The following is a 14,056-nucleotide window of genomic DNA, read 5'->3' on the forward strand; positions in this document are numbered from 1 at the left end:
GCATGACTCTCGAAGCGCGGCTTCCTACACCGCTCGACCAGACACTCCTCGCCGATTATGCGCGCGCGTGCGGCGGCGCCCACGACGAGCTCATCGATGCCAGCGGCGAAGTGCGCCCGCATTGGCAGACTTTTCTCGCCGCGCTCGCGGCACTCCCCGTCGCCGAGCAAGCCCAGCGCTCCGAGCGCCTCAACCGGCGTGTGCGCGAGATGGGTATCGCGCACGACATCTTTGCCGACCCGGCTTCCCCCGGCAAACGCTGGGAGGTCGACCTCGTCCCGCTGATTTTCTCGAGCACCGAATGGCAGGCACTCGAGAAGGCCATCATCCAGCGTGCGCGGCTCCTGAACGCCATCCTCGCCGACGCCTACGGCGAGCAGCGGCTGCTGCGCGAGGGTCTGATCCCTCCGGCGCTCATCTTCTCCGACCTGGCCTTCCTAACACCCTGCCACGGCATCAATCCCGCGGCGGGCTACCTGCAGTTCTATGCACTCGACCTAGCGCGCGAGGCCGATGGCAACTGGCGGGTCATCGACAACCACACCGAGACGCCGGCTGGCGTCGGCTATGCGCTCGCTAATCGCGTCGTGCACACGCACATCGCCGGCGATCTGTTCGAAGCCTGCAACAGCCTGCGCCTGGCGCCGTTCTTCCAACGCCTGCAAGGCGGCCTGACGATGCTCACCGGGCGCCGCGATCCGCGCATCGCCCTGCTCACCCCCGGGCCGCACCACGACGACTACTTCAGCCACGCTTACCTCGCCCGCTACCTCGGCTATCTCTTGGTCGAGGGCGGCGACCTGCGCACGGCAGGCGACCGCATGTTTCTCAAGACGCTCGAGGGCCTGAAGCGCATCGATCTCATCGTCCGCTGCGTCGACGGCCGCCAATCCGATCCGCTGGAGCTCGATGCAGCCCGCTACGGCGGCCCGCCCGGTCTCGTGCAGGCCTGCCGCAAAGCTCCGGAGCTGGTGCGCAACGCCCTCGGCTCTGCGGTGGCGCAGAATCGCGGCCTCGGCGCCTACCTGCCGGCCATCTGCCGTCGGCTGTTCGGGGAGGAGCTGCTGATCGCCGATGCGCCTCGCCGCTGGCTGGGCGAGGAGGAAAACCGCCGGCACGTCATCGACAACCTCGAACGCATGGTCATCCACCCGGCGCAGGAGGGTACCGGTCGTCCCGGCGGCGCGCAGTACGGGCAGCTCGGTTCCAGCCTCACCGAGGCGCAGCGGCGCGCGCTGAAGGAGGAGATCGAGCTGCACGGCGACGTGCTGGTCGCCGAGGAGCGCATCGGCTTTGGGACGACGCCGGCCTTCACGCCGCAAGGCCTCGTCCCACAGCCGTTTGCCGTCCGCCTCTTCGCCGCCGCAACCTCCGATGGCTTCACGGTGATGCCCGGCGGGCTCGCCATGGCCATCGTTCCCAACCTCGCCGTGGCGCTCAGCGCGCCCGAGGCCCGCACGCGCGACGTGTGGATCATCGCCGATGGCGAGGTACCCCCGCATCGCAGCCTGTGGCAGCCGACGATCGATACCGCGCGCGTGCAGCGCTCACAGCGCGTCATTCAAAGCCGCGTCGCTGATGACCTGTTCTGGCTCGGACGTTACGGGGAGCGCGCCGACTGGATCATGCGCGTCTTGCGCAGCGCCTTGCAGCCCCTGCGCGGCGACAATGCTCCCTCGCAGGTGCAGGGTGCCGCACGCGCCTGCCTCGAGGCGCTGGCCGCCCGCGATGGGATGCACAGCCTCCCACCGCGCGATGGCGACGATGCCGCTGCGGTCGAGCGCATGGTGCACTTGCTGATCGCCGCCAAGGACGGCCGCCGCACGCTCGATGGCACACTCGACAAGCTCTATCGGGTCGCCAACCTGACGCGCGATCGCCTGTCGCTGGAAGCCTGGCGGGTGTTGAGCCAATTCCGCCCCGGCGCCGAGTGGCGCCGCGCCCTGCTCACGGCCTCGCCCGAAGTGCTGCTCGATCTCATCGAGGATGGGCTCGGCTGGCTTGCCGCCTTCAACGGCCTGATGCACGAGAACATGACCCGCAACCAGGGCTGGTCGTTTCTCGACATGGGGCGCCGCGTCGAGCGCGCCGGCAACATGAGCGAGGCGATCCTGTGGCTGTTCGGACAACCGCTCGACCCCGAGGAGGAGACCGGCCGCCTGTTCTTCCTGCTCGAGGTCGCCGACAGCTTCATCACCTATCGCTCGCGCTACCGGCTTGATCCGATGCTGGCGCTGGTACTCGACCTGCTGCTGCTCGACGAGACCAACCCGCGCAGCCTCGCCTATCAGCTCGCCAGCATCTCGCACCATCTTGCCGGCATGCCGCAGTCCAAGCAGGGCGCCAGCCTCACCGACGAGCGGCGGCTGATCCTGTCCATGCTGACATCCATCCGGCTTGCCGACGTCGAGGCCTTCGCCAAGGACCCTTCGCGCGCGGAGCTGCAGGAGGCGGTGCGCAACCAGCTGCGCCTGCTACCGCAGCTCACCACCGCCATCGAGCGGCACTACTTCAATCTGCTCGAGGAGCAGCCGCACCGCGTCCACACCCGCAGCTAGTGTGATGATCGAGAAATTCGCCATCGACAGCGGCAAGGTACCGAGCGAATTTATCGATCTGAATCACACTAGCAAGGCCATGGTTGTAGTGCCCCTTATCATTCCGAAATTCGCTCCCTCCCCCAGCAGCGAACTTCGGCGAACTTCGGAATGGGGGCACTAGAGCCGAAGCCATGATCTACGATGTCAGCCATCGCACGATCTATCGCTACTCAACGCCGGTGGCGCAAAGCCAGCACATCGTCCACATGTCCCCGCGCGCCGTCGAGCGCCAGCAGATCAAGGGCCACACGCTGCTCATCGAGCCGGCACCGACCATCCGCGCCGAACGCGAGGACTATTACGGCAATCGCGTCGTGATGTTCGACATCGAGCAGGACCACAACGAGCTCGTCGTGCATGCGCGCTCGACGATTGGCGTTACCGCGCCGGGCAACATCGATCGCTCGGCCACACGCCCGTGGGAAGCCCTTGCCAGGACGATCTCCGATCCGCGCCGCGGCCTCGAGCTCGAGGTCGTGCGCTACGCCTGCGCCTCCAAGAACACGCGCGCGACGCCGGACATCGCAGCCTACGCGCGGCAATCGTTCACGCCCGGACGGCCGGTGCTCGCGGCGGCCTGGGATCTGGTCGAGCGCATCCATAACGATTTCACCTTCGACCCGACGGCGACGGACGTATCGACGCCGGTGACGCAGGTGCTGCAGCAGAGGCGCGGAGTCTGTCAGGATTTTTCACACCTAGCGCTTGCCTGCGCGCGCGCTATGCGCCTGCCGGCGCGTTACGTCAGCGGCTACATCATGACGAGCCCGGCGCCCGGCGTTGCGCGCCTCACCGGCGCCGACGCCTCGCACGCCTGGATCTCGGTGTGGTCGCCCGAGTTTGGGTGGGTCGATTTCGATCCGACCAACGGGCTGATGCCGAAGGACGAGCACATCACCATCGCCTATGGCCGCGACTACGACGACGTCAGCCCGATCAGCGGCATCCTGCTCGGCGGCAACGAGCATTCGGTCTACGTCGGCGTCGACGTGACGCCTGTGGACTGAAAGGTCAGTTAAGCCCGATGAGGACAAGCATGCTCTTCGCGATCAAAGCCGAAGTTTCCGACCTGCCGCCGCTAGCGCCCTTAGCTCGTCATCAGCGCGGCAATGTGATGACTGCCTTCTGAGCAAGATCCTTATCGAAAGTGCTTTCCCCAGGGGTATCAGCGTCTGCAGGAAAGCTGAATGTCAGTATTGTATCACCGCGTTTGACGATACTCGTTCGCAACGTGCGAGTGCCTCTTTGGTCGCGACAAGAGGTTATAAGAGATCGAATTTCGGTTCCGTCGGTGGTTGGGGTGGCGTGCTTCGCAGAAGCGAAATCTCCGGCGCAACCTTCTGCCGTTTGCGAAATGAACGCGGCTACAGCTTGGTCGGTACTACCTGCGAAGTTGCGGAATGCGAAAAAGTGACCCCGCGAGCCATCTGAGAAAGTCCAATGGATGATGTCATCCTTCGGCTGATCGATCGTGTACCCGGCATATCCAAGGGTTGAAAGCAGATTGCTCAGCATGGTGACAGCTTCGACTCCAGGCACGGGTATGCCAGAACCATCGTCGGAAGAAGTGGTCTGACGCGTTGCTTGCGACGAATTTTTGCGGACGCAATCGAGCACGGCTTGGAGCGCTCGCTGCGACCCCTTAAGGCTCAGTGTCGATGCCATTCCGAGCGCTGAAATTCGGATGGCGTGCCCACGCTGCAGTATCTCATAGGCTCCTGGCACAAGCTTGAGAACACCGCCGGTCTCTGAATAGGCATGGGCCCGACCGTCCCCGATATTGAGGTTATCAACGCTAACCGTCGCGACGAATGCTTGATCCTTCGTCAGCTGCCACGCCTTATGACCAAAGGCAAAAGCCCAGGAATAGTCGGACTTGACGAGAACCCCTAGCGTCATCCCGCCATTGAATTCCCCCCACATTGCGCAGGAAGAGAGTTTGCCATCGTCGTAAGCTGGCCTCACTTCCCAGCCGCCAATACTTGCCGCCTTCGCGGATCCATACCCAAGAAAAGCGATGAACGAGGCCATCACGATCTTCGGTGCGATCTTCACGGCTGCCTCCATTGCGCTGTCGCTCAATACTAAGCGATTCGCAGCGCCTCATGTGCTCCGGAACATGTTTAGGGGGCATCGTGGGCAATGGGTGTTTCAAAAAGCGTTGCTTAGTTGTGGCCTTGTGGTCTCAACGGAGCCGATTTCTCGGCTAATCGGCTTTAGTTATGGATGCTGTGGCTACGTCACCCTTCATCTGAGCGACAGCCTGTATCTGCTTCTTCTTCGCGTCAGCCTGTTCCTCTGGTACTCGCACGTAACCCTTCTGGGCCATGCACCCCGTCATCACATCCTCTGCGGCCCGCTTATGTTCTATATCTTCGGCGATAGCTGCTAGGCCTCCCGCATAAGTCCGCGTTTTAGAGAGGTTAGCTTTCTGCGTCTCCCCGTTGCAGATTGCTACGTCTGTTTCGTATGCCTGCTGCAGCCTCGGGCTTTCCGCGATCGATTGGCCGTCAAGCCGAAGCACCGCATACTTTTGTTCTGCGCATCCGCAGAGAAGGGAAATCACTAAAGGAATAAATATCATTCGCATTTGTTTGCCTCCCGCTGAGCAGAGGCAACATGATTCGCCTACGTCGCCACAATCCAAGAACCGAGAATATGTGTGCAACAACCTACAGGTCGTTGAATTCCCTCCGGACATTTCGATGGCGCGATTCTATCGATCGGCACCGGCCCGCGTAACCAACCGACGCGCGATGAGCACATCACCATCGCCTATGGCCGCGACTACGACGACGTCAGCCCGATCAGCGGCATCCTCCTGGGCGGCAGCGAGCATTCGGTCTACGTCGGCGTCGACGTGACGCCGCTCGCCTGACGCGAGTTCAGCCTTGCGCCGCGGCCATGGTGCCGCGGAAGCGCCAGCCCGCCAGCACAAACAACACGACGCCGATCCCCGCCATAGCGGCGAGCTGCGGCCACACGACATCGAGGCCGGCGCCGCGGTAGAGCACGGCTTGCGAAAAGCTGGTGAAGTGCGTCGACGGCGCCAGCTGCATCACCATGCGCAGAAACGTCGGCATGCCTTCCTGCGGGGTGACGCCGCCGGAGAGCATGTTCATGACTAGGAAGAACGGAATTGCGAGCAGCCCGAACTGCGGCATCGACCGCGCCAGCGTCGCCAACGCAATGCCGAGCGAGCACATGGCGAACAGGAACAGCGCCGCGCCGAGCACGAACAGTGGGATCGACCCTTGAATGGTGACGGCGAGCAGGCCCTGCACCACGGCGACGAGCGAGAGAATGGCGGCTACGACGATGACGAGGCCATTGGCCCAGATCTTGGCCAGCATGATCTCGGCGGGCGTGACCGGCATGACGAGCAGATGCTCGATCGTCCCATGCTCGCGCTCGCGAATGACCGCCGCGCCGGAAAGGATGAGCGGCAGCATGGTAATGTTGCTGACGATCTGCATCACGGCCATGAACCAGGAGGATTCCAGGTTGGGGTTGAACTTGGAGCGCACGGAGATGCGCACCGGCAATGCCGCGCCACCTTCGCTGCGGGAAGCGAAATTGGCGATCTCGTTCTGCAGAATGCTGGTGATGTAGGTCGTGCCGTTGCCGGCTAGCGTCATCGCCGTGGCATCGACGTCGAGCTGCAGCGTCGGATGGCGGCCGGCGACGACATCCGCCTGGAAGCGCACGGGGATCACCACGACGAACGTGTAGTGCCCGGCATCCATGGCCCGGTCGACGTCGTTGACGGACCCCAGCAGCGCTGCCGGTTTGAAGTAGGGCGGCAAGAACGCATCACGCAGGCGGCGCGACAGCTCCGTGCCGTCCTCGTCGACGAAGGCGATGGAAGCGTTGCGCACCTCGGTCTTGACCCCGGTTGCCACGGTGTAGATGGCGAAGGTGAAGGTATAGAGGATGAGAAACACCAGCACGGGGTCGTGCCGGAGGCTGTAGAGCTCCTTCACGCCGAGGCGGTAGATGTGCTCGAGCGAGCGCACGCTTAGGCCTCCTGCTTGCGCAACAGCAGCGTCGCCGCCGCAAGGAAGACGATGAAGAACAGCGCCAGGACCAAGTGGTTCTTGTAAAGCTCGGCAAGCCCTAGCCCCTTGTTGAACACGCCGGTGCTGATGCGCTGGAAATAGAGCGCCGGAAAGAGCTCTCCGATCACGCGCGCGCCGCCCTCGAGCGTCGACACGGGATACATCATGCCGGAGAAGTTGACGGTAGGGATCGACACGATGATCGCCGAGCCGAAGATGGCGGCGATCTGCGAGCGCACGAACGTTGATATGACGAGCCCGAATGCCGTTGCCGCGCCGGCAAACAGCAATGCCCCTGACGCCAGGGCGAGGAAGCTACCGGTCATCGGCACGCGGAACGCCGAGACGATGATGAGCACCAGCATGACGAAGCTGACGAGCCCGATGCCGATATAGGGCATCTGCTTGCCGAGCAGGAACTCGAGCTTGCTCACCGGAGCCGCGTAGAGGTTGGTGATTGAGCCGAGCTCTTTCTCGCGCACGATGCCAAGCGCCGTCAGCATGGTGCAGAACATGATGATGAGCATCATCAGCACGCCGGGCGAGATGGCGTAGATGCTGAGGAAGGCCTGATTGTAGCGAAAGCGCGTCTCGATCTCGGCCGGGCTGAGCTCGGGCACGGCGCCCGTCTCGCGGCGCGACAGGTCCTGCAGGTAGGTGTTGATCACGCCCTGCACGTAGCCGCGGGCCGTCTCCGCCCTGAACGTATCCGACCCGTCGAGCCACACGCCGACCTCCGGCGTGCGCTCGCGCAGCAGGTCGCGTCCGAACTCGGGCGGCACCCCGATCGCAACCTTGATGTCGCCCGATCGCAACCGCACATCGACGTCCCCCTCGCTGCGCAGCGGCGCCCGCTCCTCGAAATAGCGCGAGGAGGAGAAGCTTTCGCCCAGGATGGCGCTTTCTTGCGATTGGTCGCGGTCGAGAACCGCGTAGCGCACGTTCTCCAGGTCGAAGGAAATGCCGTAGGCCATGGCGAGCAGCAGCACGACGGGCCCCAACAGCGCGAAGGCGATGCGTATCGGGTCGCGCACGAGTTCCAACGCCTCGCGGCGTGCAAACGCCCAAATTCGCGCCGGGCTCAACCAGCGGCGATAGCTGCCGACCTTCTGCGCGTCTGGCGCGGCGAAGTCGCCGGCACCAGCGATCGCGATGGAGCTCTCCTTGCCATCGGCCGCCTCCAGATAGTCGATGAAGGCGTCGGAAAGCGTCGCGGCGCCGCGGGCCCGCCGCAGCTCGTCCGGCTCGCCGATGGCCAGGATGCGGCCCGCGTGCATGAGCGAGACGCGGTCGCAGCGCTCGGCCTCGTTCACGAAATGCGTGGAGATGAAGATCGTCACGCCGTCCTTGCGCGACAGCTCGACGAGCAGCTCCCAGAAATTGTCGCGCGCCACCGGATCGACGCCGGAGGTGGGCTCGTCGAGGATGAGCATCTCCGGGCTGTGGATGACGGCGACGGCGAGCTGCAGCCGCTGACGCATGCCGAGCGAGAGGGCCTGCGGCATGCTGTCGGCAACGGCCGCGAGCCCGAAGCGCTGCAGCATCTCCTCGACGCGGGCGCCCACTCTGTCGGCCGGCACCCGGAAGAGACGGGCGTGCAGGTCCAGGTTCTGCAGCACCGTCAATTCGTTGTAGAGCGAGAACGATTGCGACATGTAGCCGACGCGCTTGCGCGTCTCGAGGTCGCGCGCGTCGACCGGCCGCCCAAACAGCCGCGCGCTGCCCGCGCTCGGCTGCAACAGGCCGGTGAGCATTTTCATGGTCGTCGTCTTGCCGCAGCCGTTGGAGCCGAGGAAGCCGAAGATCTCCCCCTGCTCGATGCGGATGCTGACGCGGTCGACGGCGGTGAAGCTGCCGAAGCGCTTGGTGAGGTCCTGGGCCTCGATGGCCGGCGCCCCGTCGCGGCGCACGCGCGGAACGAAGGTGAGCTTCTTGTGGCCGAGGCGCTTCGGCTCCGGGAGCAGCTCGATAAAGGCTGCCTCCAGCGTGTCGCAGCCCGTCATGTTCTTGAGCTCGGCGGCCGAACCGGTGGCGACGACGCGCCCGTCATCCATGGCGATGAGCGACTGGAACTGCTCCGCCTCCTCCATATACGCCGTGGCGGTGAGGACACTCATGCCGTCGCGACGCTCGCGGATGCGCTCGATCAGCTCCCAGAACCGCTTGCGCGACAAGGGATCGACACCCGTCGTCGGCTCGTCGAGCACCAAGAGGTCGGGATCGTGGATCAGCGCGCAGCACAGCGCCAGCTTCTGCTTCATGCCGCCCGAAAGCTTGCCGGCGGCGCGGTCGGCGAAGGCCTCGAGCTCGGTGGAGCGCAACAGCTCGTTGATGCGCCAGCGCCGCTCCTCCTCCTCCTGCGCGAAGAGGCGCCCGAAGAAGTCGACATTCTCGTAGACCGACAGCGTCGGATAGAGGTTGCGGCCGAGACCCTGCGGCATATAGGCGATGCGGGCGCAAACGTCGCTGCGATGACGGGCGTTTCCCATGTCGCCGCCAAGCGCAATGACCCGGCCCGACTGTATCTGGCGCACGCCGGCGATCAGCGCCTGCATGGTCGATTTGCCGACGCCGTCGGGACCAATGAGACCGACCATGCGGCCGGCGGGAATGATCACGGAGACGTCGTCAAGCGCAATTGCACGTCCGTAGCGATGGGTGACCGAGCGAAGCTCGGCGGCGGCGTTCAAGTCAGCTCGCATCAGAAAGGACCCGCGGCGCTCACGGCAGCGTCACAGCGAGATTGTCGGGCCATTCCGCCTTCGGCGAAAGCCGGATATAGGCGACGCCCGGCACGCCCGTCTTCACCCAGGCCACGTACTTCTCGAGCACGTCGGGTGGCAGCTGCACCTTGACGCGGAACATCAGCTTCTCTCGCTCGCTTTGCGTTTCCACGTACTTGGGTGTGAATTGCGCCTCCGTGGCAACGAACGACACCGTCGCCGGCACGACGTACTGCGGCGCGGCGTCAAAAATGATGCGCGCCTCGGCGCCGATCGGCAGGCGGCCGGCCTCGCTCGTCGGCAGGAACACGGTCATGTAGACATCAGTCACATCGAGCAGGGTGAGGACCTTGCCGCCGGCGGGCAGCACCTCGCCCGGCAGCGCCAGCCGGTATTGCACGCGGCCCGAACGCGGCGCGGTGAGCACGCTGTCGTCGAGGTAGGTCTGAATGCGCGCAACCTTGGCGGCGGCCGATTCGATGGTCGCCTTGGCCAAATCGATTTGCGCTTGCGCGCTGTTGACCGCCGCTTCCGCGGTGATCTTCGCCGAGGTGCGCTTTTCCACCACCTCGCGCGATGTATATCCCTTGACGACGAGCTTCTCGGCCCGCTCGAGATCCTGAGTGGCGAGCGTCAGCTCGCTGTTGCGCTGCGCCAGCAAGGCGATGGCCTGGTCGAGCTGACGCTCTGCCTGGCGCGCAGCGGCTTTGGCGTCATTCATCCGCGCCTCGAGCTCGGCCGTGTCCATGAGGGCCAGCGTCTGTCCGGCGGTGACGCTGTCGCCCTCCTTGACGAGTACCTGCTTGAGCCGTCCGGCGAGCTTCGTCGCCACGTCGACGCGTTCAGCTTCGATGCGGCCGTTGGCCTTGGCAAAGCCTGCAGGCAGGCTGGGCGGCGAGAGCTGGCGCCAGGCGACGTAGCCGCCAGCGAGCACCATCGCCACGACGGCGAGGGCAAACAAGGTTCTGATAGTGGGCCGCGCTCCGGATGCGCCGTCTGGCAGCCAGCCTTGCATCGGCACTTTCCACTGCATTGGTTGGCGGATAATTGAGTTGAGCATGACCGTGAACGGGCTGCAGGCTGGTAAACGGCCAGCGCACGATGCACCTTTCACAAGCGCACAAGTTTGACTTCGCTCAACTACGCAGCGAGGCTCAATCTGCACGCCGACCCCTGACGTGACGTTTTGTTAGGCATTGAGAGTAACGCTTCGGCTTGGGTGCCCCCGCGAGCGAGGACCAAGGGCGGCGGGTTACCGTCGCGGCGCTGCACGGGCAAGTGAGCGCCCGGTTTCGAGGCCATGCATTAAGCGTTCGCGGAGACTTCTCGCGACGAAATGGGCTGCGTCTACCGCGGCGGCAAACGAAGTCGGCGATCTATGGAGTTCGCCTCGTCGCAGCCAGTTTGCGTCGAAGACGCCGCAGGTGCTCACGCGGGAGAACTCCCCTGGCCTTAAGGCATAGTAGCGATTCCCGCTCGAGGCTGAACGGCCCAGTTTATCGAGTTTTCATGGCTCTAGGCCAAGGTAGTGCAGGGTCGGCGCGTTGGCCGACATCTGACCGTGGAGGACGGGCCATGAGGAAGTTGCAGCCGGCGCTGGCCGCGAGCTTGAGCGTTCTGGTCGGCTTGGCGGCATTGATGCCCGCGGCGGACGCCCGGGGCTTCGGCGGTGGCGGCGGCTTCGGTGGCGCCCCCGGTGGTGGTGGCTTCGGACCCGGTGGCGGTCACGGGGGAGGCTTCGGACCTGGCGGTGGCGGCTACGGCCCCGGCGGCGGTCACGAGGGTGGCTTCGGACCTGGCGGTGGTGGCTACGGCCCTCCTGGCGGAGGATACGGCCCTGGCGGTGGCGGCTATGGGCCCGTGCCCGGCCGGACGAACCCATATGCTCGCGGTGCTCTTCCCTGGATCAACATGGACTACAACGACCTCCTCCAAACGCCCCCTAACAACTCCGGCTCCTCCTTGCCCAACGACTGCGACTATCTACTCAAGAGGGCGATGGACGATGGCACCCCGCAGATGTGGAAACTGTTCAACGACTGCGCGCACAATCGGTGACAGAAGACGTGTTTAGCCTATCGCGCTGCACGGCCGACTACTGAGTTGGAACTGGCTGCTCTCCGACGAGAAGTCTGCACACGACGCCCCTTACTTGTCGTACGCTCTATTCAGTGAGCGGCCGCTTCGCCAGCGCGCACCGGCTCACTCGCGCGATAGCAGCGTCTTCGCGCAATTCCAGTCCACGACACATCCGCAAGTGGAAGCTCGCGATCGCGGCACCTGCGGGACGTTGAACTGCTTCGCAAACAAAGCGCACTAATTCATTGCACTAATTCATTGTTAGTATTGCACTCCGTATAGTCCCACTCATGGCAGATTGGATGGCGCGCGACGCGCGCAGCCAAGAGCATGATGCTGCTCTGCCATGCCGGTGCGAGCCCGGTATGTCTGTCCGCTAAACCGCGAACAAGGGGCATGCCGAAACATGGCGCTCGCCAATTTGAAGGTCTCGCGCAAGCTTGCGTTGGGCCTTGCATGTGTTCTCGTCGTATTTGCTGTCACGGGAACCGCGTTCTTCTTCACCCTGCTGTCGATCGATCGGGCCAACCTCGACGTGGCCTCCGCGACGAGCCTTTCCAAGCACCTCGTGCGCGCGACGTCGGCGGTCTATGACGAACAACAGGCGCGTAGCGACGGGGCGTCTGGCGCCACCGCCGCGCAGGCTGCCGCGCAGCGCTTCACCGACGAGATGACGGCCGCGCACCGCGTCATAGAAGCCAACCCTCAGCAGGCGGGCATTACCGCCAGCCTCGACGCCATGGGGACAACTGCCGCCGCCTGGCGTCGGCAGGCTGCCGGTGTCGACGCTCAGACGGGCACGGCAACGCATGCCGCGAAAGAATTCGAGGATTTCCGTGCGGCGTCTGAGGCCGCGCAGGAGAAGGCTGATGCGTGGCTCGGAAAGACCAGAAGCGAGCTCGACGACGCTCTCTACTATTCGCACGCAACTCAGCTCCTCGGCAGCCTGTTTGCCATCGGCATGGCGCTCCTCTCGGGCTGGTGGCTGTCGCGCCTCATCGCGCGTCCCCTCGGCCAGATCACCATCGCAGTCAACGAGCTCGCTGCCGGCAACAACGACATTGAGGTTCCGGCGATCAAGCGCACCGACGAGATCGGCCTAATGGCGCAGGCCGTCGAGACCTTCAAGCAGGCGGCGATCGAAAAGCAGCGTCTGGAGCAGGAGGCGGAAGCCGCCCGCATAGCTGCGGAGGAGCAACGCCGCAAGCAGGAGGCCGAGAGCCAGTTCTACGTCGAGGCGCACAACACCTTCATGCGGGAGTTCTCGGCCGCGCTCGAGCGCCTGTCGAAAGGTGACCTCACATACCGGCTGAACACGCCCTTCACCGAGGATTACGAGAAGATCCGTCACGACTTCAACACGACGGCGGCCAGCCTGCAGGAAGCGATATTGACGATCGCCTCCAGCACGCAGGCCATCCGCCATGCCACCAGCGAGATCTCCACGGCGGCGGACGATCAGTCGCGGCGCACGGCGCAGCAAGCGGCGAGTCTCGAGCAGACCGCGGCAGCGCTCGACGAGATCACCGCTACCGTGAAGAAGACTGCCGACGGTGCCGGCCACGCCCGCGAAGTCGTCACCTCCGCCAAGTCCGATGCGGAAAAGAGCGATGAAGTCGTGCGCCATGCCATCGCCGCCATGGGCGACATCGAACGCTCCTCGCAACAGATTAGCCACATCATCGGCGTCATCGACGAGATCGCCTTCCAGACCAACCTCCTTGCCCTGAATGCCGGCGTCGAGGCTGCACGCGCGGGCGAGGCCGGGCGCGGATTTGCGGTCGTCGCCTCGGAGGTACGAGCGCTCGCACAGCGCTCGGCCGAGGCGGCCAAGGAGATCAAGGGACTGATCTCTGCCTCGACCAAGCAGGTCGAGCAGGGCGTCGATCTCGTGGGCCAGATGGGCAAGGCGCTCGAGCGCATCATGACCGAGGTGACGGAGATCAACACGGTCGTCTCCGAAATTGCAGCGGGTGCCAAGGAGCAGTCGGTCGGCTTGCAGGAGATCAACACCGGCGTCAGCCAGATGGATCAGGTCACCCAGCAGAACGCGGCGATCGTGGAGGAGACCACCGCCGCAAGTCACGGCCTCGCCCGCGAGATCGAGAAGCTGCTCGAGCTGGTTAGCCGCTTCGAGACGGGTCAGGAGCCGGCTGCCGAGCCACCCCACCGCGATTCGCGGCCAGCTCCCACGAATGGCAAGACACGTCCTGCCCTGAAAACGGTTTCGACGCGCGGGACACCGGCAGCAGTGCGGAAGCTGGAGGCAATCGCCAATGAGCAGGGCTGGGAAGAGTTCTAAGGGCGGAGCGAAGAAGGCCGCGAGGAACCAGTTGCAGCTCCCGGAAGTGCTCGATCTGAGAGCTGCAGCCCCCCTCGCTCAGACCTTCCTCGCACGCCGCGGCGCCGAGCTCAGCGTGGATGCCAGCAGCGTTCGTCGCGTCGGCGCGCAGTGTCTGCAAGTCCTCGTTGCGGCTGCGGCAACTTGGAAGGCCGATGGCGTATGCCTTCGCCTGGAGAAACCAACTGAGGAGTTCCTGGAGGGCAGTCGGCTCTTGGGAATTCACCTGGATCGAGAAATAGCCTGACCGGAGCC

Annotated in this window: 9 protein-coding genes; 5 read left to right on the forward strand and 4 right to left on the reverse strand. The window is 64.4% G+C overall.

What is annotated here, in order from left to right; all coding sequences use genetic code 11:
* Positions 1–2: 2 nt before the first annotated feature.
* Together F9K20_RS04235 and F9K20_RS04240 are read left to right on the forward strand one after the other, a co-directional pair.
* Positions 3–2,558, forward strand: a complete 2,556-nt coding sequence (locus tag F9K20_RS04235; protein WP_290997652.1) for a circularly permuted type 2 ATP-grasp protein — start codon at positions 3–5, stop codon at positions 2,556–2,558.
* Positions 2,559–2,731: 173 nt separating this feature from the next.
* Positions 2,732–3,607: a transglutaminase family protein gene (locus tag F9K20_RS04240; RefSeq protein ID WP_290997653.1), complete on the forward strand. Its 876-nt coding sequence runs from the start codon at positions 2,732–2,734 to the stop codon at positions 3,605–3,607.
* A 91-nt stretch (positions 3,608–3,698) separates the two neighbouring features.
* On the opposite strand, the gene F9K20_RS04245 is transcribed toward F9K20_RS04240, so the two are convergent.
* From F9K20_RS04245 to F9K20_RS04260, 4 genes are all read right to left on the reverse strand, one after another.
* Positions 3,699–4,655, reverse strand: a complete 957-nt coding sequence (locus F9K20_RS04245; protein ID WP_290997655.1) for a hypothetical protein — start codon at positions 4,653–4,655, stop codon at positions 3,699–3,701.
* Between the two features lie 830 nt (positions 4,656–5,485).
* Positions 5,486–6,616 carry an ABC transporter permease gene (locus F9K20_RS04250; protein WP_290997657.1) on the reverse strand — a complete coding sequence of 377 codons (1,131 nt, stop codon included), beginning with the start codon at positions 6,614–6,616 and terminating at the stop codon, positions 5,486–5,488.
* A gap of 2 nt (positions 6,617–6,618) precedes the next feature.
* Complete coding sequence (gene rbbA, locus F9K20_RS04255; RefSeq protein WP_290997659.1) at positions 6,619–9,360, reverse strand: ribosome-associated ATPase/putative transporter RbbA; 2,742 nt, start codon at positions 9,358–9,360, stop codon at positions 6,619–6,621.
* A 19-nt stretch (positions 9,361–9,379) separates the two neighbouring features.
* Positions 9,380–10,396 (reverse strand): HlyD family efflux transporter periplasmic adaptor subunit, encoded by a 1,017-nt coding sequence (locus F9K20_RS04260; protein ID WP_290997661.1) that lies wholly within the window; start codon positions 10,394–10,396, stop codon positions 9,380–9,382.
* 560 nt (positions 10,397–10,956) lie between these two features.
* Here F9K20_RS04260 and F9K20_RS04265 point away from each other — a divergent pair.
* From F9K20_RS04265 to F9K20_RS04275, 3 genes are all read left to right on the forward strand, one after another.
* On the forward strand, positions 10,957–11,439 hold the full coding sequence (locus F9K20_RS04265; protein ID WP_290997663.1) for a hypothetical protein: 483 nt from the start codon (positions 10,957–10,959) through the stop codon (positions 11,437–11,439).
* 427 nt (positions 11,440–11,866) lie between these two features.
* Positions 11,867–13,762, forward strand: coding sequence for a methyl-accepting chemotaxis protein (locus tag F9K20_RS04270; protein ID WP_290997665.1), 1,896 nt, complete (start codon positions 11,867–11,869; stop codon positions 13,760–13,762).
* Entirely contained in the window at positions 13,737–14,048 is a 312-nt protein-coding gene (locus F9K20_RS04275) for an STAS domain-containing protein (protein ID WP_290997666.1), read from the forward strand. Before F9K20_RS04270 ends, F9K20_RS04275 begins: the two co-directional genes overlap by 26 nt.
* Positions 14,049–14,056: the final 8 nt, after the last annotated feature.

Source organism: Hyphomicrobium sp. (genome assembly GCF_009026145.1).
GTDB lineage: Bacteria > Pseudomonadota > Alphaproteobacteria > Rhizobiales > Hyphomicrobiaceae > Hyphomicrobium_A.

Excerpts from the sequence above, each read along its gene's own strand:
- F9K20_RS04235 (WP_290997652.1), top strand. The coding sequence starts at position 3 with ATGACTCTCGAAGCGCGGCTTCCTACACCGCTCGACCAGACACTCCTC.
- F9K20_RS04240 (WP_290997653.1), top strand. The coding sequence starts at position 2,732 with ATGATCTACGATGTCAGCCATCGCACGATCTATCGCTACTCAACGCCG.
- rbbA (WP_290997659.1), bottom strand. The coding sequence starts at position 9,360 with ATGCGAGCTGACTTGAACGCCGCCGCCGAGCTTCGCTCGGTCACCCAT.
- F9K20_RS04260 (WP_290997661.1), bottom strand. The coding sequence starts at position 10,396 with ATGCAAGGCTGGCTGCCAGACGGCGCATCCGGAGCGCGGCCCACTATC.
- F9K20_RS04265 (WP_290997663.1), top strand. The coding sequence starts at position 10,957 with ATGAGGAAGTTGCAGCCGGCGCTGGCCGCGAGCTTGAGCGTTCTGGTC.
- F9K20_RS04270 (WP_290997665.1), top strand. The coding sequence starts at position 11,867 with ATGGCGCTCGCCAATTTGAAGGTCTCGCGCAAGCTTGCGTTGGGCCTT.
- F9K20_RS04275 (WP_290997666.1), top strand. The coding sequence starts at position 13,737 with ATGAGCAGGGCTGGGAAGAGTTCTAAGGGCGGAGCGAAGAAGGCCGCG.